Origin of the sequence: Nonomuraea sp. H19, assembly GCF_052068215.1 — a bacterium.
Classification (GTDB): Bacteria; Actinomycetota; Actinomycetes; order Streptosporangiales; family Streptosporangiaceae; genus Nonomuraea.
The window spans coordinates 1-21,895 of sequence record NZ_JBQHCV010000032.1 but is presented as its reverse complement, the minus strand read 5'-3'; the positions used below and the strand labels follow the sequence as shown (position 1 = coordinate 21,895).

The 21,895-nt window shown below is 68.9% G+C and carries 20 protein-coding genes; 5 read left to right on the top strand and 15 right to left on the bottom strand.

Going from position 1 to position 21,895, the window contains the following annotated elements:
- Positions 1-151 precede the first annotated feature (151 nt).
- From ACTMTI_RS46820 to ACTMTI_RS46805, 4 genes are all read right to left on the bottom strand, one after another.
- Positions 152-1,084, bottom strand: coding sequence for a GNAT family N-acetyltransferase (locus tag ACTMTI_RS46820; protein WP_441127333.1), 933 nt, complete (start codon positions 1,082-1,084; stop codon positions 152-154).
- Positions 1,085-1,656: 572 nt separating this feature from the next.
- Positions 1,657-2,967 (bottom strand): FAD-binding oxidoreductase, encoded by a 1,311-nt coding sequence (locus ACTMTI_RS46815; RefSeq protein ID WP_441127332.1) that lies wholly within the window; start codon positions 2,965-2,967, stop codon positions 1,657-1,659.
- Positions 2,968-3,044: 77 nt separating this feature from the next.
- Positions 3,045-3,482, bottom strand: coding sequence for a DUF4267 domain-containing protein (locus ACTMTI_RS46810; RefSeq protein ID WP_441127331.1), 438 nt, complete (start codon positions 3,480-3,482; stop codon positions 3,045-3,047).
- 36 nt (positions 3,483-3,518) lie between these two features.
- Positions 3,519-4,166 (bottom strand): hemerythrin domain-containing protein, encoded by a 648-nt coding sequence (locus ACTMTI_RS46805; RefSeq protein WP_441127330.1) that lies wholly within the window; start codon positions 4,164-4,166, stop codon positions 3,519-3,521.
- Positions 4,167-4,269: 103 nt separating this feature from the next.
- Between ACTMTI_RS46805 and ACTMTI_RS46800 the strand changes: the two genes are divergently transcribed.
- Both ACTMTI_RS46800 and ACTMTI_RS46795 read left to right on the top strand, forming a co-directional pair.
- The gene (locus ACTMTI_RS46800) at positions 4,270-7,479 is read left to right on the top strand and encodes a BTAD domain-containing putative transcriptional regulator (RefSeq protein ID WP_441127329.1); all 3,210 of its coding nucleotides are present in this window, start codon (positions 4,270-4,272) and stop codon (positions 7,477-7,479) included.
- Positions 7,480-7,518: 39 nt separating this feature from the next.
- Entirely contained in the window at positions 7,519-7,881 is a 363-nt protein-coding gene (locus ACTMTI_RS46795; protein WP_441127328.1) for a hypothetical protein, read from the top strand.
- Here the strand turns inward: ACTMTI_RS46795 and ACTMTI_RS46790 are convergent.
- On the bottom strand, positions 7,856-8,407 hold the full coding sequence (locus tag ACTMTI_RS46790; RefSeq protein WP_441127327.1) for a carboxymuconolactone decarboxylase family protein: 552 nt from the start codon (positions 8,405-8,407) through the stop codon (positions 7,856-7,858). The genes ACTMTI_RS46795 and ACTMTI_RS46790 overlap by 26 nt on opposite strands.
- Before the next feature lie 121 nt (positions 8,408-8,528).
- Between ACTMTI_RS46790 and ACTMTI_RS46785 the strand changes: the two genes are divergently transcribed.
- Together ACTMTI_RS46785 and ACTMTI_RS46780 are read left to right on the top strand one after the other, a co-directional pair.
- The gene (locus tag ACTMTI_RS46785; protein WP_441127326.1) at positions 8,529-9,122 is read left to right on the top strand and encodes a TetR/AcrR family transcriptional regulator; all 594 of its coding nucleotides are present in this window, start codon (positions 8,529-8,531) and stop codon (positions 9,120-9,122) included.
- Positions 9,123-9,403: 281 nt separating this feature from the next.
- Positions 9,404-10,018 carry a hypothetical protein gene (locus tag ACTMTI_RS46780; protein ID WP_441127325.1) on the top strand — a complete coding sequence of 205 codons (615 nt, stop codon included), beginning with the start codon at positions 9,404-9,406 and terminating at the stop codon, positions 10,016-10,018.
- Between the two features lie 280 nt (positions 10,019-10,298).
- On the opposite strand, the gene ACTMTI_RS46775 is transcribed toward ACTMTI_RS46780, so the two are convergent.
- Positions 10,299-11,918 (bottom strand): hypothetical protein, encoded by a 1,620-nt coding sequence (locus ACTMTI_RS46775; protein ID WP_441127324.1) that lies wholly within the window; start codon positions 11,916-11,918, stop codon positions 10,299-10,301.
- A 322-nt stretch (positions 11,919-12,240) separates the two neighbouring features.
- Entirely contained in the window at positions 12,241-12,903 is a 663-nt protein-coding gene (gene msrA / locus ACTMTI_RS46770) for a peptide-methionine (S)-S-oxide reductase MsrA (RefSeq protein ID WP_441127323.1), read from the bottom strand.
- A 122-nt stretch (positions 12,904-13,025) separates the two neighbouring features.
- Here msrA and rarD point away from each other — a divergent pair, with 122 nt between their 5' ends.
- On the top strand, positions 13,026-13,949 hold the full coding sequence (rarD, locus tag ACTMTI_RS46765) for an EamA family transporter RarD (RefSeq protein ID WP_441127322.1): 924 nt from the start codon (positions 13,026-13,028) through the stop codon (positions 13,947-13,949).
- Here rarD and ACTMTI_RS46760 read toward each other — a convergent pair.
- From ACTMTI_RS46760 to ACTMTI_RS46725, 8 genes are all read right to left on the bottom strand, one after another.
- On the bottom strand, positions 13,917-14,906 hold the full coding sequence (locus ACTMTI_RS46760) for a polyprenyl synthetase family protein (RefSeq protein ID WP_441127321.1): 990 nt from the start codon (positions 14,904-14,906) through the stop codon (positions 13,917-13,919). The genes rarD and ACTMTI_RS46760 overlap by 33 nt on opposite strands.
- Positions 14,907-14,917: 11 nt before the next feature.
- Positions 14,918-16,510 carry an NADH-quinone oxidoreductase subunit NuoN gene (gene nuoN / locus ACTMTI_RS46755; protein WP_441127320.1) on the bottom strand — a complete coding sequence of 531 codons (1,593 nt, stop codon included), beginning with the start codon at positions 16,508-16,510 and terminating at the stop codon, positions 14,918-14,920.
- A complete protein-coding gene (locus tag ACTMTI_RS46750; RefSeq protein WP_441127319.1) occupies positions 16,507-18,066 on the bottom strand; it encodes an NADH-quinone oxidoreductase subunit M in 1,560 nt (519 codons plus the stop codon). Before ACTMTI_RS46750 ends, nuoN begins: the two co-directional genes overlap by 4 nt.
- Positions 18,066-19,907 carry an NADH-quinone oxidoreductase subunit L gene (nuoL, locus tag ACTMTI_RS46745; RefSeq protein ID WP_441127419.1) on the bottom strand — a complete coding sequence of 614 codons (1,842 nt, stop codon included), beginning with the start codon at positions 19,905-19,907 and terminating at the stop codon, positions 18,066-18,068. Before nuoL ends, ACTMTI_RS46750 begins: the two co-directional genes overlap by 1 nt.
- 73 nt (positions 19,908-19,980) lie before the next feature.
- A complete protein-coding gene (gene nuoK, locus ACTMTI_RS46740; RefSeq protein ID WP_441127318.1) occupies positions 19,981-20,277 on the bottom strand; it encodes an NADH-quinone oxidoreductase subunit NuoK in 297 nt (98 codons plus the stop codon).
- The gene (locus ACTMTI_RS46735; protein WP_441127317.1) at positions 20,274-21,053 is read right to left on the bottom strand and encodes an NADH-quinone oxidoreductase subunit J; all 780 of its coding nucleotides are present in this window, start codon (positions 21,051-21,053) and stop codon (positions 20,274-20,276) included. The genes nuoK and ACTMTI_RS46735 overlap by 4 nt, the downstream gene beginning before the upstream one ends.
- Positions 21,046-21,561, bottom strand: coding sequence for an NADH-quinone oxidoreductase subunit NuoI (nuoI, locus tag ACTMTI_RS46730; protein ID WP_441127316.1), 516 nt, complete (start codon positions 21,559-21,561; stop codon positions 21,046-21,048). The genes ACTMTI_RS46735 and nuoI overlap by 8 nt, the downstream gene beginning before the upstream one ends.
- Positions 21,548-21,895: NADH-quinone oxidoreductase subunit H (locus ACTMTI_RS46725; protein ID WP_441127315.1), on the bottom strand; the 348-nt coding region annotated here is incomplete at its 5' end. The genes nuoI and ACTMTI_RS46725, both read right to left, overlap by 14 nt.

The following is a 21,895-nucleotide window of genomic DNA, read 5'->3' as shown; positions in this document are numbered from 1 at the left end:
GCCGCGAGGGGCGGCTGGTCCCAGGCCCGGCCGCCGCATGTGCGGTGCTGGCGTGCCGAACCAGTCGGTGCCCCGCCCGCCGCCGCAGTATCCGTTCGGAACTTCAAACAAATACTGCTGGTGGCAGCGCTCCGCCCACGGCAACAGGTCCTTAGGTTTGGAGCTCGTTGGAGAGGTTGATCCGGATCTCCGTGTTGCGGTATCCGGCGCGCAGGAATGCAGCCGCCATCGGCGCGTTGCCCACGTCGGTGGTGGCGGTGACGCGCGACTCTCCGTTGGCCGCGTGCATGCGGGTTATCTCGGCGAGTACCTCGTCCACGTATCCACGCCCCCGAAACTCCGGGACCACCCCGAGATACCCCACGTTCACGCTGTACGGCGTCGCTGAGGGGATCGCCATACCTGCCACCTCCCCCTCGTGCGTATAGGCGATCCGCCACCACTCCCGCTTGCCCGGCGCTCCGAGATAGAAGTCCATCTCTTCGCGCGCGGTCGCGTCCACGCCCTTGGCCACCACGCTCGTTCGGGTCTGGAAGTCCAGGCTGCCCTCGGCGATTCTCGTGAACACCGCCAGGAACTTCTCATCGGACGCCTCGGCGAACCGCAGCGCCCCGGCCGCCGGGGGCACCCCGTCGGCCGGCGCCCACTCGAACTGCAGCCGCTCCACCTCCCGGGTGAGGCCAGCCGCGTGTGCTGCCGCTCGCCGCCATTCCACGGCCGCCAAGGTGGTCGGATCGTCACGCCAGCCGCCGGCCGCCTTGATCGCGTACTGCACCGGCCGCGGGAACACTGCCAGCGCGGCCCTGATCAGTTCGGCGGCGACGGCGGTGCGCTCACCCACTGCGGGATCCACGTCGAGGCAGTCGAGCGCGACCGGGTACGCGCTGTCCCTCGGCCCCCACCACACCGCCCGTCCCACGACCCGGTCGCCGAGCTCGGCGATCCACGTCCACTCCGGCCGGTACATGTTCTCGGCCAGTTCTGTGAGGTAACGGTCGGCGGCGATCCAGCCGACGGGCTCGGTCACGACCCACGCGGTCACACGGTCGAGCTCCGCAGGGACGATCGCACGGTAGGAAATCACCTGAAGAGGTTAGCGAAGCTTTCGTCCCATCCCGTGCGCTGAATGTCCGATACCAGTGGTAGCACTTCACCCCAGGCCGCTATTCAAAGCGTTTCCGGTAGGAGGAGCAGCGCGCTGGTGTGGCCAGGGCGGACCACCGTGAAGTGACGGCGATCGAGCGTGGCCACCTCTGAAACGTTGAGCCGTTCCGCATCCCGCCACGTGCTTGCATGCAAGACACGCCGACGATCCAGAAAGTTACAGACCGTCTGGAGCTTCCAGTGTCAATAAGCGTTACCGCTGGTGGAACGCGGTCCGACGACGGAACTCCGGGGCGCCGGCGAGGCCTCCGCGGCCGCCGTGGTGTATGGCCTTTCCACTGGTCGAGCACGGGTGCCTGTCGCGGAGTCGAGGCTGAAACGCTATTGACACTGTTCTCGCGCGAAAGAGCGCCCCGCGTCCGAGGGCGGGGGCGCTCCTTTCTGCTCTTGAAACGCGGCCTTCACACAGCTCGCGGCGACATCTGTCACGCGGGTTCGGTGCGGCCCCGCCGCCCCGGTGGGCGGAGGGGCCGTGACCTGCTGGGAACCGATCTATCCGAGCACCGGGTAGTTCGCGCGGAACACGTTGTGCGGGTCACGGGCCCGCTTGATCTCCCGCAGCCGCGCGAGCGCGCTGCCGGAGAAGGACTTCGCCGCCGTGTCACCGGGGGACAGCAGGGTGTACGGCTTGCGGCCGCTGATGTAGTCCTCCAGGTCGGCCACGACCTCGGCCTGCTTGGCGCGCGTCGCATCGGCCGCGTGCGGCAGGCCGAGACCCAGCAGGCCGAGCAGGTACGGCTCAGCCACCGCACCGCTCGCACCGGCCCCGCCGCCCGGCTCGGCGAGCGCCCCTCCCAGGTGCCTGATCTGCACGTTGATGAGCGGTTCGACCGGCTTGGCCAGCAGGAGCTCCACCGCGTCCGCGTCCAGGCCGGTGAGCAGCTCCGCACGAGCGATGGAGGGGGCCGGAGCGGTGGGCTCGGCGCTGATGTCACCCAGGTCGGCAACCGGGACGACGCCGCGGCTGTCGGAGATCGCGCCCTCGATCTTGTCGATGCGCGCCAGCAGGTCCTCTCCCTGAGCCGCCTCACCCAGGTAGGCCAGATCCAGCGTCACCATCGGCGGCGCGCCGGGTGGCTGGAGCCGGTTGATCCAGACACTGAGTTCACGTGGCGCCTCGGCGGTGATCTCCAGGAACGCGTCGTACACCTCCCTGGTCCGGTGCTCCGGCCAGATCACGCGCCCGCCGTACAGGACTGGCGCGGGATACAGTTCGAGTTCGAGGGCGGTCACCACCGCGAAGTCCCCGCCACCGCCGCGCAGCGCCCAGAACAGCTCGGGATCGGACTCGGCGGTCACCCGGCCCGGCCGGCCATCGGCGTCCACGATGTCGATAGCCCGCACGCTGTCGGAGGCGAAGCCGTATTTGCGGCTGAACCAGCCGACCCCACCGCCCAGGGTGTAGCCGGTCACGCTGACCCCCGGCGCGCTGCCGGACAGGCCGGTCAGGCCCAGCGGACCGGCCGCCGCCAGCAGCTGCCCCCACTTGGCGCCCGCGCCCACCCGGGCCATGCGCTCCTCCGCGCGTACCTCCACCTCGTTCAGCAGGCCGGTACGCAGCAGGATCAGGCCTTCCACATCACCCGAGGCGCCATGCCCGCTCGGCTGCGCGGTCACCGTCATACCCGCCCGCCGCGCGTATCGCACGAGCGCCGCCACGTCATCGGCATCCGCGGCCTCCGCCACGGCCGCCACCGGCTGCCTGACGGTCAGGTTCCACGCGGTGGCCGCCTGTTCAAAGCCGTCGTCATCGGGCAGGAGCACGCGCCCCTTGAGGACACCGCGCAGATCGTTGATCGTCATCGTCGTCTCCTTTTCGAGTTCTCAGAAAATGCGAAGGAATACATGTTCTCGGGCCACCCCTTCGGGGCGCGCAGACGTCAGGCGGGCTGCGCGGCGGGCGCTGGGGCGGCGGCCTCCTGGGTCTTGCGGGCCTTGCTGGTCTCGCGGAGGATCAGCAGGCCCGTGACCGCGATCAGTGCCGCGGTCAGGCCGTGGATGCCGAACGCGGCGGCCACGGAGCCGTGGTGGGCCAGGACGATGACCATGTCGCCGAACGGGGCGACGGCCACCATCAGCAGGACCCAGCCCAGGGCGCGGCGGTGGCCCGTTACCAGCAGGATGCCCATGGCCAGGCCCATCGCGATTTCGCGGCTGCCCTTCACGTTGAGGAAGCCGCCGCCGTCGCCAGAGGGCCAGGTCGGCAGGCCGAAGCCCGGCGCCTGCGTCTCGGGAATCAGGATGAAGGACACCCCGAGGTAGAGGGTGAACAGGACCACGGCGGTGGCCAGGACGGTGTTGACGTTCTTCAGCGACATGGTTCTTCTCCTTGTGACGTTCAGACTGGGCAGGGTTCAGCCGCGGACACGGCGGACACGGCGGACGTGGCGGGCGTAGCGGGGGCGGCCGATGACGTGCCAGATGACGCGGACCGGGGCGGGCAGGCCGCCGAGGACGATGGCGCGCTCGGCCGGGTTCGCGTCTTCCAGGACGGCGCCGAAGAGCGTGAGCAGGGTGAGCTTGGGAGTGTTGTTCACCAGGTGGTCACCCAGGGAGGCCCACTCCTGTTCGGTGATGTGCTTGGCCGCGAGCGGGAGGAGGGTGGCCTCCTCGTCGTCGAGGTGTTCCAGCAGGACCGCGCGGTGCTCGGTGAGGGCGGCCACCAGGGTGTCGCGTTCGTCGGCGCCCGCGGTGGCCTCCCAGGCGGGGACCGCGGCGTCCAGCCTGCTCAGGGTGGCCGCGACGCGTTCGTGCTGGGCCTCCATGCGCAGGACGATGTCGGCCTCCAGGTCCACCCGGGACAGCAGCGGCGGCCACAGCAGCTCGTCCTCGCCTTCGTGGTGGTTGTGCAGGCCCAGCCGGTAGACGCGGAAGTGGTCGGCGATCACCTTGGCGCGAGCGGTGTCACCCGGGGCGACGGCCGCGACGAGTTCCACCAGCAGCCGTGACTCACGGCGGAGCACGCGGTGGACGATCTCCATCTCCTGGGTGTTGACGCTCATCTGTTCCTGCCCTTCATCGGTTGCGACGTGTTCAGACTGCTCCCGGGTATTTGGAGGGGACTTGGAGCGCGACTTGGAACCGTCCGCGTACGATGTGCGGATCATGGTTTTCATCCGGGTGCTGGGCGCGTTCACGGCCGAGGTGAACGGTGAGTCCGTTCACCTCGGCGGGCCGCGGCAGCGGGGCGTGCTGGCGTTGCTGGTGGCGGCGCGTGGGCAGGTCGTGCCGGTCGACCGGATGATCGAGGATCTGTGGCGCGGGGAACCGCCCGCGCGGGCGCTGATGTCCTTGCAGGCGTATGTGTCCAACCTGCGCCGGCTGCTGGAGCCCGGACGCCCGCCGCGCACGCCGGCCCGGCTGCTGGTGAGCGCGTCGCCCGGCTATGCGCTGCGGCTGCCGCCGGAGTCGGTGGACGCGTGGCGGTTCGAGGACCTGCTCGACCAGGCCCGTACGGACACCGATCCGCGCGCCGCCCAGGCTCGGCTCGCCGAGGCGCTGGGACTGTGGCAGGGACCGGCGTTCGCCGAGGTCGCCGACGAGCCGTGGGCCGCCGCCGAGACCGCCCGGCTGAACGAGCTGCGCCTGGTCGCCACCGAACTGCACGTCGCGGCGGGTCTGCGAAACGGCGACCCCGCCGCGGTCGTTCCCGAGGCCGAGCGGCTCACCCGCGAGGAGCCCCTCCGCGAGGAGGGCTGGCGGCTGCACGCCCTGGCACTGTGGAGCAGCGGCCGCCAAGCCGACGCGCTGGCGACGCTCCGCCGCGCCCGCGGCATCCTCGCCGAAGAGCTCGGGCTCGACCCCGGCCCGGACCTGACGGCGTTGGAGGAGGCGATCCTCACCCAGCGCACGGACGTCATGCGCGCGACCGTACCCCCGCCACCGCCGGCCGCACCGCGGCCGCGGCCGGCTCCGATCATCGAGGCGCCGTTCGTCGGACGCGAGGCACAGCTGTCGGCACTGGTCACGGCCGCCGCCGAGGCCGCCACCGACGGCGCCCGCATCGCCCTTGTCACCGGCGAGGCCGGGCTCGGCAAGTCGACGCTGCTGGAACACCTCGGCAGGCGGCTCGAACGTGACGGGTGGCTGGTCGCCGTCGGCCGCTGCCCCGAGGTCGACAGCGCGCCGCCCGCGTGGGCCTGGACCGAGGCGCTGAGAGCCGTCGCCGCGACCACGTCCCCGGGCGAGTTCGCGGACGACCTCGCGCCGCTGCTCACCGACACCGGGCCGGTGAACGCCGACGCCACCGCGGGACGGTTCCGGCTGCGTCAAGCCGTGTGGAAGTGGCTCGCGGCGGTCGCCACGGAACGCCCGGTCGCCGTCGTGCTGGACGACCTGCACTGGGCGGACGCCGCCACGCTGGAACTGCTCGGCGGCGGACTCGGCATGCGGGCCCCGATCCTGGTCGTCGCCGCGTACCGCGCGGACGAGAGCGGGCACCTCACCGAAACGCTGGCCTCCCTCGCGCGCGCCACGCCCCTCCGCCTAGCGCTGCCGGGGCTGAACGACGAGGCCGTCGCGGAGCTCGTACGGACCGAATGCGAGGCCGACGAGGAGACCATCGCAGGGATCGCCGAGCGCACCGGCGGCAACCCGTTCTACGTGCGCGAAAGCGCCCGGCTGCTGAACGGCGAAGGCGCGCTGGTCGCCCTCTCCGAGGTCCCCGAAGGCGTACGGGACGTGCTGCGGCGCCGCCTCGCACGGCTGCCTGAGGGAGGCGTAGCCGTGCTGCGGCTGGCCGCGGTCGCCGGCCGGGAGAGCTCGGTGGACGTGCTGGTGAACGCCGCCGACGCCGACGAGGACGGCGTGATGGACGCGCTGGACGCGGGCGTCATCGCCGGGCTGCTGAACGAGCCCGCCCCCGGACGCGTCCGCTTCGTCCACGCCCTCGTCAGGGACACGCTCGTCGCCGACCTCAGCCGCCTCCGCGCAGCCCGCATGCACGCCCGGATCGCCGCCGCTCTTGAAGGCACCGACGACATCGCGGCGCTGGCCCACCACTACGCGCGCGCCGGCTCGCCAAAGGCCGTCGGCTACTGCGTCCGGGCCGCCGAGCTTGCCGAGGCCCGCTACGCCCACGACGTGGCGGCCGACCTCCTCACCGACGCCGTCACCAACTCGACCGGACCGGACGAACGCGTCGAACTGCTCGGCAGGCTGCTGCGCGCGCAGATCCGGGCGGGGGCCGTCGCAGCCGCCCGCGAGACGCGCCGTGAAGCCGTGGAGTACGCAGAGTCTCTGGGCCGCGACGACCTGATGATCGCCGCATTCACCGCGTGGACAGAGCCGACCGCCTGGCAGGCCCGTACGTACGGCACGGTGGACCGGCCCATCGTCGACCGCCTGAGCCGCCTGCTGAAGCGTGACCTGACCCCTTCGGTGCGGTCCCGGCTCCTGACGGCGTACGCGCACGAACTGGTCGGCGAGGACGACCCGACGGTTGTAGAGGCAGCGCAGGAGGCACTCGACCTCGCCACCGAACCCCGGTTGCGGGCCGCGGCACTCGAGATCCTGGCCGAAGTCCACGGCGACGCCGAGCTCTGCCGGGAGCTCGTGGAGATCGGCACCGAGCACGACCTGCCGGTCTACCGCGTCACTGGGCTGCTCAACCATGCCGGCGTCGCCGCCGCCGCCAACGACCCGGTGACCATGCACCAAGTGATCACCGAGGCCCTGGAACTCGCGCGTACCTACCGAATGCGCGAGGCGATCGCCGTCGCCGAGATCACGCTGGCGAGCCTGGCGCTCATCGAAGGCCGATTCGCCGACGCCGAGCGCCTCTACATCAAGGCCGACGAGGGCATGCGGCGCATCGGATCGGTGCACACGGGCTTTCTCCAACTTGCCCTGGCTACGATCTGGCTGAACGAGGGCACGCTCGGTGCGCACCTGGACGACGTTCGCGCCCTCCACGCCGTGCTTGGCCCCATGGTCTCCGACCTGCTCGCGCTCGCCCTCCACGCCAACGGCCTGGACGCCGAAGCTCGCGAGGTCCGCGCGTCACCCAGCCCGATCCGCCCCGACTTCTTCTTCACCTTCCTCACAACGTTGCGCGCGATGGCCATCGTCGCCTTGAACGACCGCGATGCCGCCGAGGAGATCTACGCGACGCTGCTTCCGCATCGCAACGGCCCCCCGGCGGGCGCCGCGAGCCTGTCGTTGGCGCTGCGCCCGGTCGCCCACACCCTCGGCGAGCTGGCCGTCCTCCTAGGCCGCACCGAGGCCGCCGCCCACTTCACCCAGGCCGCCACCATCGCCGACCAATGGAACGCACCCCACTGGGCCGCCGAGGCCCGGTCGCGAACGACCACCTAGCCTCTGCCCACGGCGCCGCACATCTGTGACACTGATCGTGTGGGTAACGCCCAAATCGGCTTCCGCCCCCAGGAGCGCGAACGCCAAGAAGCGACCTTCACCGACTACAAGACCGTGATCATTGAGGGCGCCGGCCTCTGCGTGGAGTCCGACGCGCCCGAGGAGTTCGTCGCCGCGATCCGCGGGCAGCGACGCAGTAAGGAGAGAGACGCGAGTCACCTCGCCATCACCGTCGAGACCCACCCCCACCGCAGCTCGGAAGAGCCGGAAATCCACAGCGGGAACGAGACGGCCGTGCTCTACGATGACACGCTGGTCGGCCTCGCCGTCGATCTGGTGCAGGACGCGCAGGCCCCGCGTGTAGCGGGCTCGCGGTTCACGCGGTGCGCTCGAACGGGGTGACCAGCGGCCATTCGACGTCGACTTCGAGTGCCTCGTTGACGTAGTTGGTGAAGATGTTGCGGGCGACGTTGGCGATCACTTCGACGATCTCCTCGTCGCTCAGCCCGGCCTGTCGGGCCGCGTCGAAGGTCTCCTTGCCGACCGGGCCGCGGTTGCGGGTGATGGTCAGCGCCAGGTGCAGGACGGCCTCGGCCTTGGCGTCGGAGCTGTGGCCGCGGCGGGCCGCGGTGATCTCTTCCTCCGACAGCTTGACCGCGTTGCGGGAGACCATGGTGTGCGCCGACAGGCAGTAGGCGCAGCCGTTGGCCTCGGCCACGGCCAGGGCGATGCGTTCCTGGGTCGCGGCCGGGAGCACGCCCTGCTTCAGCGCGCCGAACAGACCCAGGAAGCCCTGGAGCGCGGCGGGGCTGTTGGCCATCGCCTTGGCCATGTTGGGGATGACGCCCAGGGTCTGCCGGGTGGCAGCGAGTTGTTCGGCGGCGGCGCCGGTCGCGGTCGCGGGGTCGATGAGGGGCACACGGGACATGGGGCACACTCTCTTTCACTCGGATCGAACAGAACGATCGGTTCGATACGAGGAGTGACGCTAGAGATGCTGGGCCGCATTTGTCAAACAGAACGTTCAGTTCGATACTGGTGAAGTGACGATGACGCCCGAAACGAAGGCCTCTCCGGTGCGCGAGCGCCTGCTGACCACCGCGGACCTACTGTTCTACGCCGAAGGCATCAGGGCGGTCGGCATCGACCGGGTGATCAATGACGCCAATGTCTCCCGCTCCACCATGTATGTGCACTTCCGTACCAAGGAAGACCTGGTCGCCGCCTACCTGCGGCGCCGTACCGAGACCTGGCGCGCTCACGTCGAAGCCGAGGTGCACGCCCGGGCCGGCGACCCGGGTGGCCGAGTGCTGGCCCTGTTCGACGTCTTCCACGAGCAGTTGTCCAGCCCTGCCTATCGCGGCTGCCCGTTCGTCAACGCCGCCGCCGAATACCCGCACCACGACGGCATCCAGGCCGTCATCGCCCACCACCGGCAATGGCTGCCGGATCTGCTGCGGCGCCTGCTGCAGCAGCCGGCCGGCACCGACGCCCTGATCGCCGCGCTGGTCCAGCTCATCGACGGCGCGATCACCGCCGCCCACCTGGACCGCGACGTTCACGCCGCCGCGACCGCACGATCGACCGCAGCGCTGCTGCTCGATCCGCAACGCGAGCGGCCGCTCGCGTCGGACCGGCCGTAGCGGCGCGCCTGCGCCATGGCGGCGAAGCCTGTCGGCGGCACGTTCGGGCGGGCTGCTCGGCGTCTTTCACGCTCACCTGCTGACCGACGTCCTCCTCTTCGGCCGCGGCCAGGACCGCCTGCATCCCGGCGCGGCCGCTCCTCTGCGTACGGACCTCGCCTGACCTGGGGCTTTGGGGTGTCCCTCCTTTTCCCGCCCAGCGACGAAAGACGGACAGAGCCGCCAGCGAGGAGGCCGTCAGGCTTGCCCCTGTCACCAGGCGTCGGGCCGGCGCGGACACCGTGGCGGCGCTCAGCGCGCGCGTTCACGCGCTGCGGCCGGCGGACGACGTACTTGCCGGCGGCGACCTGATCGGCCCCGCCTTCCGCGAGCTGAACGCCGCGGTGCAGCTGTGCGAGGAAGGTCGCCACGCCGCTGACGTGGGACCCGCTCCGCTCTCGCTGGTCGGCGAGTTCGCCCAGATCACCGGCTGGATCGCCAGCGACTCCGGGGAGCACGAGTGCGCGAAGGAGACCTACGAACTCGGCCTCAGCGCGGCACGCGAGGCGGGCGATGCTCTGCTGGAGTCCAACCTGATCGGTTCGCTGGCCTACCGGATCAGCAATCTCGGCGATCCCGAGCGCGGTGTCGAGCTCACGAAAGCGGCCGTCGTCGCCGCGTCCCGGGTACCGTCGAGCCGTGCCGAAGCGCTGGCGTGGGATCGCCTGGCTTGGGCGCACACCCGACACCGGATGTACCGGCCGACCATGGGCCAGGATTTAGCTATCTCTGCAGGTCTACGCCTCACCGGACGTCAAACCGACCGGACAGGCCACGCCCGTTCCTCCGATCCCGCAGTAGCCGTTGATGTTGTGGTGAAGATACTGCTGGTGGTAGCGGTTCGCCTCCCGCAATAGTTCCGGAGACTCCCGCTCGACCCTCAAGGTGCGTGATCGCTTGCCCAGCTCAAGGCCGACATGGCCGTGACGATGGCCCAGACCACCAAGACCCACTACATCAACGGCTCTGTCCTCTCCTGCCACCGTTCGGAGTCTGCTGGCGCGCGGCCTCAGAGCATGCTGTGCGACGCATCCGCAGCGGGTTCGTGCGGCGGCCGAAGGCAGAGACAGACGGCCTGGACGAAGGCAGGCCGGAGCGCGTTGGCCAGCCCAGTGAGGCGCGGCCAACGCTCATCGCTTACGAGTCACGGAGCCGATCGGCGAGCTGGGCCAGGTAGAGGGAGCCAGGTGCAAGCCCCGAGCGGTTGGTCCCCTCCACGTAGCCGGTCTGGTGGTTGGTGTACCAGTTCTGCCCGGTGACGATGCCGGTAGTGCCGATGGCGAAGTTCTGGGCGGTGGGTGGGGTCTGCACGCACAACTTCTTGCCGTTGTCGACGGTGCAGTTCCACGCCACGCTGTTCACCGAGGACCAGCCATGCCCATTTCCCCTGTCTCCGCGATTGTGCAGGGCCAGGACCCAATCGTTCTCGCTCTGGTTGGACAGTTCCTGGATGTTGTCGTACAGGAGCCCCTGACTCCACCGGTGATGGCCGCCGGTCTCGTTGTAGCCAAACTTGCTGTACCCGTTCAGCCACACATTGCCAGAGCAGGTGCTCATCCCCGTGCCGATGAAGGCGTGCCGCGCATGGAACGCTATCAGGTCGTTGAAGAGGACCTGCTGGGCCATGCCACCGGCGCAGAAGCTGTACCGCCTCCCTCCGATGATCTCGGAACGAGGTTGGACGGCCCGAACCCGCTGCACGGTAACCCGCGTGCTGCGCTGCACCCAGACGCCGGAGACCGAGAAGTGCAGGAGCGCGGCGTTCATGACCCACGCGTCCTCGACCCTGCTGACGAAGATGCAGCTCTGCGGGTGGTCTTCGCTAGTGCTCGACGGATCGTCCATGTCGATGCGGAGATCCTCCACACCGACATTGCGGACGAGCCCAACCCGGTCCCAGACGTATACGTAGGACTGGGACAGGGACCGTCGCAGATCGTTGAAGACGGGGGCGCAGATGATGATGTCGTTGCCGACGATCTCCCGGATGTACCTGTTGTACATGATGGGCAGCTCCGGTGGTTTGCCGGGGGTCCAGGGAGCATCGTTCACCACCCCCCCGCCGTTGATCGCCTCGATCCACTCCTGGGTGTGCGGGTGGTAGATGATGATGTTGTCGCCGACCTTGAGGTTGGCCGTCGATGCCAGGGTGATCCGGCGCTGTCCGGTCGTGACCAGGCTGGAGGTGATGCCGGTCTTGGTGCCGGGCACCTGCGATTCCCAGCCGCCGGACGTACCACCGACGAAGAGAACCGCGCTCCTGCTTCCGTCGCCCTTACCGGTGATGACCGTGTTGACCGACGTGTCGGCTTCCTTGCCAACGCCGCGCAACACGACACCGTCGTGCTTCATCCGGAGCGTGCCGTCGACGATGTAGTGACCGGCCTTGAGGAGCAGCGCCCCTCTGAACCCGTTGGCGCCGAGCGGCATCCCGCCCACCTCGTCGAGCGCGGCCTGAATGTGCGCGGTGTTGTCACCCGCGACAGGGCCGATCTCCTTGACGACTGGGACGGACGGGATCGGCGTCTGGCCATTGCGGTACCCGGCCCAGCTGAAGTCCGGGATCACCTTCCCCCGTGAATCCGGCTTGTAGACCAGCCGGCCGTCGGCGCCCGGGTAGACGAGCTGGGAATGCCATGTAGCCGCCTGCGCCGCGTCGGGGGCAAGTACGTCATGGGTCAGGGACGCGGCCGCCCCCGCGACCATGGCCCCACCACCGATCCTGAGCAGGCTGCGGCGCGATAGAGATCCGGGCATCGTGTGTTTCTCCTCCGAAGGGGCCCCGGACCCAACTCTCCGACCACCAAGGCAGGGTCTGAGCTTGTCCGTTGAGCCAGGGAAAGACATACGGAGGGTAGAGGAGGCCGGTATGTTTCCCCTATATCGCCGGGGTCATCCCGAAGCTGTGCACCTCGCCGATCGCGAGCCTGGGTCCGGGCCCGGTCGATCACCAACATGATCGACGCCGTCGCAAACCTGCGCCAGCGCCCCTTTCTTGCTCGGTCTGCACGGCATCATTACGGCCTTCCTACGCAACGGCCGAGTCGCCCTGATCAAACTCTCTCTTATCTCCGCAGGTCTACGCCTCGCCGGAGGTCAGACCGACCGGGCAGGCGACCCCCGTCCCGCCGATGCCGCAGTAGCCGTTCGGCACTTTAAAAAGATATTGCTGGTGATAGTCCTCAGCGAAGTAGAACGGCCCCGCCTCGGCGACCTCCGTGGTGATCTCGCCGTACCCGGCGTCCTTCAGCACCCGCTGGTACGCCTCCCGCGACGCCTCCACCGCCTTCTGCTGCTCCGCCGAGTGGTAGTAGATCGCCGACCGGTATTGCGTCCCCACGTCGTTCCCCTGCCGCATCCCCTGCGTCGGGTCGTGGGCCTCCCAGAAGACCCGCAGCAGCTCCTCGTAAGACACCTTCGCCGGGTCGAACACCACCCGCACGGCCTCCGTGTGCCCGGTGAGGCCGCTACAGACCTCCTCGTACGTCGGATTCGGCGTGTAGCCGCCCTGGTATCCGACCGCCGTCGTGACGACCCCGGGGGTCTGCCAGAACTTGCGCTCGGCGCCCCAGAAGCAGCCCAGGCCGAAGTCCGCGATCTCCAGCCCCGGCGGGTACGGCGGGGCGAGGGGGGCGTCGAGGACGGCGTGCCGCGCCGGCACGGGCATGGTCTCCGCGCGGCCCGGGAGTGCGTCCTCGGGTCGGACCATCGATGTCTTGTTGCCGCCGAACAGCCAGCCCATAGCGCTACCTCCATAGGTCATCTCTCAGCCTACCCACCGAGCAACACTTAAGGAGGCCTACACATTTCCGTACAGAGGATGAGATTTGTGGTTAAAGGAGGTAATGAGCGAGGATGGGCTACATGCCTGACCTTCGGCGTGGTGTGTTGTTCGGAATCGCCGCTTACACGATGTGGGGACTGTTCCCCCTCTACTGGCCGCTGCTGAAGCCCTCAGGAGCCATCGAGATCCTGGCCCACCGGATGGTGTGGTCGCTGGTCGCCGTGGTCGCCGCGCTGGCCGTGCGCAGGCACTGGTCCTGGTTCCGGGAGTTGATCAGGCAGCCGCGGAAGATCGCGTTACTGACGCTCGCCGCCATCGTGGTCACCCTCAACTGGGGCACCTACATCTACGCGGTCAACACCGGGCACGTGGTGGAGAGCGCGCTGGGGTACTTCATCAATCCCCTGGTCAGCGTGCTGTTCGGGGTGGTGCTGCTGCGGGAGCGGCTGCGGCCGCTGCAGTGGGTGGCGGTCGGGTTCGGGGCGCTCGCGGTGCTCGTGCTGACGCTGGACTACGGACGGCTGCCGTGGATCGCGCTCGTGCTGGCGGTCAGCTTCGGGGTGTACGGGCTGGTCAAGAAGCGGGCCAATGTGGCGGCCACCGAGGGCCTCGCCGTGGAGACCCTGGTCCTGCTGCTTCCCGCGCTCGGATATCTCGTTTTCCTGCAGGCGAGCGGGGAGTCGACCTTCGGGGATCACGGAGCCTGGCATGCGGTGCTGCTCGTCGGGGCGGGGATCATCACCGCCGTTCCGCTGATCTGCTTCGGGGCCGCCGCCATCCGGGTGCCGCTCAGCACGATCGGGCTGCTGCAGTACATCGCGCCGGTCCTGCAGTTCGCGTGCGGCGTGCTGATCGCCAAGGAGACCATGCCGTCCAGCCGGTGGATCGGCTTCTCGATCGTGTGGCTGGCCTTGGCGATCTTCACGTACGACAGCTTCCGGACGGCCCGCGCGGCCGCCCGGGTCAGGAAATCAGCCGGAACGCTCGACCACGTAGTCACATAGCGCCAAAAATGCGGCCCTGGCGGGGATGTCCGGCAAGCCGGAGATGTCATCGCGGGCCCTGTCCACCCACGCCGCCAGCTCCGCCCGCGCCCGGTCCATCGCCGGGTGGGCGCGGAGCAGGGTCAACGCCTCGTCCACGTCCTCCTCGGCCACCGGACCCGACAGCAGAGCGGAGAGCCGGGGCAGGTCGCCGGCCGCCAGCGCGTACAGGACCGGGAGGGTCTTGACGCCCTCCCGCAGGTCCGTCCCCGGGGTCTTGCCCGACTGGGCGCCGGTGGAAGCCACGTCGAGCAGGTCGTCCCCGAGCTGCCAGGCCACCCCGATGGCCTCACACGCGCGGCTGAGGCGCTCCTCGACGTCCGCCGGGGCCCCGGACAGCAACGCGCCGAAGCGGCCCGAGGCGGCGATCAGGGAGCCGGTCTTGTCCGCCAGGACGCTCAGGTAGTGCGCGATCGGGTCCTCGCCGGCGCGCGGCCCCACCGTCTCGCGAATCTGGCCCTGGACCAGGCGGGAGAACGTCTGCGCCTGGATGCGGATCAGCTCGGGACCGAGGTCGGCCAGGATGTCGGAGGCCTGGGCGAACAGGTAGTCGCCGGTGAGGATGGCCACGGTGTTGTCCCACCGGGCGTTCGCGGACGGGGAACCCCGGCGTACCGGGGCCTCGTCCATGACGTCGTCGTGGTAGAGCGAGCCCAGGTGGGTCAGCTCGATGACCACCGCGCCGGGCACGACGCCCGGCGCGGACGGGTCGCCGAACTGGGCGGCCAGCAGCACCATCAGCGTGCGAAACCGCTTGCCACCGGCCTCGATGAGGTGCTTGGACGCCTCCGTGACGAAGGCGTCCTCGCTCTCCACCGACGAGCGCAGGAGTTTCTCGACCGCGGCCAGTCCGTTGGCCACGTCCTGCGCCAACCGCTCGTCCTCGATGGGAAGGTCAACCACGGGAGGCGCAGACATACGAGATCCCCTTATCTAATGAACAGGCTGCGAGCAGCGTCGTCAGCAACACCGAGCAGGGACTCCGGGTAGAGCCCCACCCCTACGGTAACCAGCAGCGAAACGGCGACGACGGCCACGGTGCCCATACTGGGCACCGCGATCGCCGGGCCGTCGGCCGCGGGCTCGCTGAAGAACATCAACACGATCACGCGTACGTAGAAGAACGCCGCGATCGCGGAGGCCACCACACCCACGACGACCAGGCCGGCCATCCAGCCGCCCATCGAGTCGCCGGGCTGCGTCCCGCTGTTCAGAGCGGCGGCGAAGACGGCGTACTTGCCGAAGAAGCCGCTCGTCAGCGGGATGCCCGCGAAGGCCAGCAGGAAGAAGGCGAACACCCCGGCCAGCACCGGCGCCCGCTTGCCGAGCCCGGCCCAGCGCGACAGGTGCCCCGCCTCGCCGCCCGGGTCGCGCACCAGCGTGACGATCGCGAACGCGCCGACCGTGGTGATGCCGTAGACCGCCAGGTAGAACAGGATCGCCTTCAGCGAAACCGCGTTCTGCGCTGCCGTGCCGAACGTGGCCATCACGCCGACCAGCAGGAAGCCCGCGTGCGCGATGGAGGAGTACGCGAGCATCCGCTTGATCTCGGTCTGCGTGATCGCCAGGATCGAGCCGACGATCATGGTGAGCGCGGCCACGCCCCAGATGATCGGCCGCCAGTTCCAGTCGAGGTTGCCCAGACCCACCCAGAACACCCGCAGCACGGCACCGACGGCCGCGACCAGCGTGCCCGAGGCCATCAAAGCGGTGATCGGGGTCGGAGCGCCCTGGTAGACGTCCGGCTTCCAGGCCTGGAACGGCGCCGCGCCGATCTTGAACAGCAGGCCCACGCCGAGCAGCGCGAAGCCGAGCATCAGCAGCGGGTCGAGCCCGCCGCCCGCGGACAGGGCCTGGTTGATCCCGGGGAGCGAGACGGTGCCCGCGTACCCGTAGACCATGGCGGTGCCGTACAGGAAGAACGCCGAGGAGAAGGCGCCCAGCAGGAAGTACTTCATCGACGCCTCCTGCGACAGCAGGCGGCGCCGGCGGGCCAGGCCGCACAGCAGGTAGAGCGGCAGCGACATGACCTCGAGGGCCACGAACATCATCAGCAGGTCGTGCGAGGCCGGGAACAGCAGCATGCCGCCGACCGCGAACAGCACCAGCGGGTACACCTCGGTGTGGCCGACACCGGCGCTCGCGGCCTCGGCCTCCTCCTCGTCGGCGCTGCCGGGCACGGCCGCGGCCGAGGCGACGAAGTGGCCCTCGTCGTTGATCAGCAGCACGCAGACGAACGACAGGACGAGGATGACGCCCCAGATGAACAGCGAGGGCCCGTCCACCGCGACCGCGCCCATGGCGGAGGCCTGGGTGGGCACCTGTCCGCGCAGCACCTGCACGAGGACCAGCGCGAACGCGCCGAAGAGGCTCAGCAGGGTGAGCGGTACGTGGATCGACTTGCGCAGGTAGCGTGGCGCGAACGCCTCGACGAGCACGCCGATGACGGCGGCGCCGAACACCACCAGCAGCGGCGCCAGCGTGCCGTACTCGATGGTCGGCGCTGTAATGGCGTCGTTCACTGACCTGTCCCCTTCTCAGCGATGGTGGAGGTGGGCACCTTCACGTTGGTCAGCGTTTGTTGCACGGACGGGTTGATCACGTCGAGCAGCGGCTTGGGGAAGAAGCCGAACCCGATGATCAGGGCGACCAGCGGAGCCAGCACCCAGATCTCGCGGGCGTTCAGGTCCTTGAACGCCTTGACCGGCTCGGCGGTCGGCCCGTTCATGGTCCGCTGCACCATCCACAGGATGTAGACGGCCGCGAGGATCACCGCCACCGCGGAGATGACCGCGGCCGCCGTCAGAGCCCCTGACCCGTGGGCCTCGCTGGAGTACGTCCCGATCATGACCATGAACTCGCTGACGAACGACGACAGCCCGGGCAGCGAGAGCCCCGCCAGACCGGCGACCAGGAAGAAGCCGGCCAGCACCGGCGCGACCTTCTGCACGCCTCCGTAGTCCCCGATGAACGGCGACCCGCGCCTGGCGATGAGGAAGCCCGCGGCCAGGAACAGCGCGCCGGTGGCGAAGCCGTGGTTGACCATGTAGAGGGCGGCGCCGGACTGGGCGACGTCCGACATCGCGAACACGCCGAGCACGATGAAGCCGAAGTGCGAGATCGAGGTGTACGCGATGAGGCGCTTCATGTCGGTCTGCCCGATGGCGACGATGGCGCCGTAGACGATGCTGATGATCGCCAGCACGACGATCGGCATCGTGAACGCCTTGGCCGCGTCCGGGAACAGCTCCAGGCAGAAGCGCAGCATGCCGAACGTGCCGACCTTGTCCAGCACACCCACCAGCAGCACGGCGGCCCCGGCCGGCGCCTGCGCGGCGGCGTCGGGCAGCCAGGTGTGCACCGGCCACAGCGGCGCCTTGATCGCGAAGGCGATGAAGAATCCGCCGAACAGCCACTTCTGCATGGTCGGGTCCTGGATGACCCCGACCAGTTCGGGGAACATGAACGTCTTGCTGCCCGCGACCACGTAGAGCCCGATGACCGCGACCAGCATGAGCAGGCCGCCGAACAGCGAGTACAGCAGGAACTTCACGGCCGCGTAGGACCGCTGGGCACCGCCGTACGAGCCGATCATGAAGTACATCGGGATCAGCATGGCTTCGAAGAAGACGTAGAAGAGGAAGATGTCGGTCGCCGCGAAGACGCCGATCATCATCGTCTCCAGCACCAGCAGCAGCGAGAAGTACGTCTTCACCGACCGCTTGGGCGTGATCAGCGTGCCGTCGGCCGACTTGACGCCGTCGGCGTCGTGCCAGGAGGCCAGCACCACGATCGGCACCAGCACCACCGACAACGCGATCAGCACGAGCGCCACGCCGTCGACGCCGACCCCGAACTTCACGCCGAAGCTCGGGATCCAGTTGTACTCGGCCACGAACTGGAAGCGGTCGCCGGTCGGCTTGAACCCGGCCGCCATGACGCCCGTGAGCACCAGCACCAGCAGCGAGACCAGCAGCGTGACCTGCTTGGCCAGCTTGTCACTGCCCTTGGGGAGCAGGGCCACCACGATGGCGCCCACCACGGGCACCGCCATGAGTATCGGAAGCCAGGGTGACATCAGATGGTCCCAACGAGGAGCAGGGCGCCGGTCAGCAGGGCGGCACCGATGAAGATGGACAGCGCGTACGTTCTGGCGAAGCCCGTCTGGAGCCGCCTGAGGCGCCCGGAGCTGCCGCCGATGCCCGCCGCCAGCCCGTTGACCAGGCCGTCGATGCCGCGGTTGTCGAAGAACACCGCGATGCGGGTCAGCCACTGGCCGGGGCGCATGAAGAGCGACTCGTTGAGCGCGTCACCGTAGAGGTCGCGGCGGGCGAACGTGGTGAGGAACGTCCCGCGCGGCTGCACGGCAGGCACCTCCACCCGGCCGTACCTCATCCAGGCGTAGGCCGCGCCCACCGCGACGAGCGCGAGCGTGGCGAGACCGGCGGTGCTGGTGAAGTGGAACTCCGGCAGTTCCGCCGGCAGCCCGACCGCCGGGCCGAGGAACTTCATGAGCGTGTTGCTCAGGACGAGGTAGCCGCCCAGGAAGAGCGCGCCGACCGACAGGACCATCAGCGGCACCGTCATGACGAGCGGGGATTCGTGCGGGTGCGCGTCTTCCGCCCAGCGCTTCTGGCCGAAGAAGGTCATGAAGACCATCCGCGACATGTAGAAGCCGGTGATGCCCGCGCCGAGCACGGCCAGCCAGCCCAGCAGGGGCTGGTGGTGCACCGCGGTCTCGATGATGCCGTCCTTGGTGAAGTAGCCGGACAGCAGCGGGAAACCGATGATCGCCAGGTAGCCGATGAAGAAGGTGGCGAAGGTGAGCGGCATGAACTTGCGCAGCCCGCCGTACTTCCGCATGTCGACTTCGTCGTTCATGCCGTGCATGACCGAACCGGCGCCGAGGAACAGGTCGGCCTTGAAGAAGCCGTGCGTGATCAGGTGACCGATCGCGAAGGCGTAGCCGGCCGGGCCGAGGCCCGCGCCCAGCATCATGTAGCCGATCTGCGACATCGTCGAACCGGCCAGGCCCTTCTTGATGTCGTCCTTCGCGCAACCGATGATGGCACCGGCCAGCAGCGTGGCCGCACCCACGATGGCCACGGCGAGCGCGGCCCCCGAGCCCTCGGGGAAGAAGAACGCCCCCGAGCGGACCACCAGATAGACACCGGCGGTGACCATGGTCGCGGCGTGGATCAGGGCCGACACGGGGGTCGGGCCCTCCATGGCGTCCAGGAGCCAGGACTGCAGCGGCAGCTGCGCCGACTTACCGCAGGCGCCGAGGAGCAGCAGCAGGCCGATGGCCAGCGTGGTGCCGTTTTCGGCGGCGATCGGCTGCAGGTCGGCGAAGGCGAGCGTCTTGTACGTGGTGAAGATGACGAACATGCCGACCAGCAGGCCGAGGTCGCCGACGCGGTTGACGACGAACGCCTTCTTGGCCGCGACCGCCGCCGACGGCTTGAACTGCCAGAACCCGATCAGCAGGTAAGAGGCCAGGCCCACGCCCTCCCAGCCGATGAACAGGCCCACGTAGTTGTCGGCCAGCACCAGCAGGAGCATCGCGGCCACGAACAGGTTGAGGTAGGCGAAGAACCTGCGCCGGTGCTCGTCGTGCGACATGTAGCCGATCGAGTAGATGTGGATCAGCGATCCGACACCGGTGATCAGCAGCGCGAAGCTGATCGACAGCGGGTCGATCAGCAGCCCCATCTTGATGTCCAAGTTGGGGATGAATTCGTACAGCTCCACGGCCCGGCGGCGCTCCGCCTCCCCGAACCCGAGGAGCTCGAAGAACGCCAGCACCGCCACGACGAACGAGGCGAGGGACATGGCCACGCCCAGCAGATGGCCCCAGCGGTTCGTGAACCGGTTGAACACCAGCAGAATGAACGCCCCCAGCAGAGGGAAGGCGATCATCAGCCAGGCGCTCCCGATCACGCCGCCGGTGTGCTGGGTGATCTCAGCGATATGAGATTCCACCAGTCACCTCTTAGTACTTCAGCAGGTTGGCGTCGTCTACCGACGCGGACCTGCGGGTTCGGAAGATCGTTACGATGATGGCCAGGCCGACCACGACCTCGGCCGCGGCCACCACCATCACGAAGAACGCGATGATCTGGCCTTCCAGGTTGCCGACCTGCCTGGAGAAGGTGACGAACGCGAGGTTGCAGGCGTTGAGCATGAGCTCCACGCACATGAACACCACGATCGCGTTGCGCCTGATCAGCACGCCGACCGCGCCGATGGCGAACAGCAGGCCGGACAGTACGAGGTAATGCGTCGTCACTTGGTCACCTCATCGCTCTGCTCGGCCTCGTCCTCGACCGTGTGCTTGATGGCCGCGGCAAGCTTGGGGTCCTCGGGCAGGTGGCCGTGCTCGACGTCGTAGCGGGCGATGTAGCGGTTGACCGAGGACTCCGCGGCCGTCCCGTCCGGCAGCAGCGCCGGCATGTCGATGGCGTTGTTCCTGGCGTACGTGCCGGGGCCCGGCAGCGGCGACGGGCGGTCGCCGAGGAACCTGGCGCGGGACAGGTCCTTCTGCGTGGGCTTGTCGGTGAGCCGCTCGCGGTGCGCCAGCACCATCGCGCCCAGCGCCGCGGTGATCAGCAGCGCCGAGGTGATCTCGAACGCGAACACGTACTTGGTGAACAGCAGCAGCGCGATCGAGCGGACGTAGCCGCCCGACGCCGTGGCCTGCGCCAGCCCGACCTCGGGAGCGAAGACCGCGTTGCCGATGGCCAGGATGATCAGGGCGGCGAAGCCGATGCCGGCGAGCGCCGCCCAGACGCGCTGGCCCCTCAGCGTCTCGACGAGGGAGTCGGAGGAGTCCACGCCCACCAGCATGAGCACGAACAGGAACAGCATCATGATGGCGCCGGTGTAGACGATGATCTGCACCGCGGCCAGGAAGGGCGCGTCCTGCACCGCGTACAGGACCGCGAGGCTGAGCATCACCGTGCCGAGCATCAGCGCGGAGTACACGGCCTTCCTGTTGAAGACCATGCCGAGCGCGGCGCCGACGGACACGACGGCGAGCACCCAGAAAGTGATGGTCTCACCCATTGGTCCGCCCCAGCCGGTAGTAGTCCTCTTCGGTCTCACCGAGCCGCATGGGGTGTGGCGGCTGCTCCATGCCCTGGGTCAGCGGCGCGAGGAGCATCTCCTTGGTGTAGATGAGGCCCTCGCGGCTGCTGTCGGCGAGCTCGTACTCGTTGGTCATGGTGAGCGCCCGGGTCGGGCAGGCCTCGATGCACAGGCCGCACAGGATGCACCGCAGATAGTTGATCTGGTACGTGCGCCCGTAGCGCTCGCCCGGCGAGAAGCGCTCCTCTTCGGTGTTGTCCGCGCCCTCGACGTAGATCGCGTCGGCCGGGCACGCCCAGGCGCACAGCTCGCACCCGACGCACTTCTCCAGCCCGTCAGGCCAGCGGTTGAGCTGGTGACGCCCGTGGAAGCGAGGCGCCGTCGGCCTCTTCTCCTCCGGGTAGTTGATCGTGACGGGCTTCTTGAACATCGTGTGGAAGGTGACCCCGAAGCCCTTGACGGGGTTCAGCCAATCAGTTAGTCCCACTGGGAATCTCCTTGTGCTGCACCCCGTGGTAGTGCGGCAGATCGAGCGGCGGCACCGGGAAGCCGCCGGCCGTCGGCTCCTTGGACAGTTCCTCGAACTCGGCCTCGACCTCGGCCTGCCTGGCCTCCTTGCGACGCTGGGCGACGGTGTCGAAGCGCATCCAGATGGCCAGCGCCCCGATGACGATGACCGCGCCGAGCGCGGCGCCGATCATCCTGTCCTCCTCGTTGATCACCACGTTGCGCACGGCGGCCACGAGCAGGATCCACGCCAGGTTGACCGGAATCAGCACCTTCCAGCCCAGAGACATGAGCTGGTCGTAGCGGACGCGGGG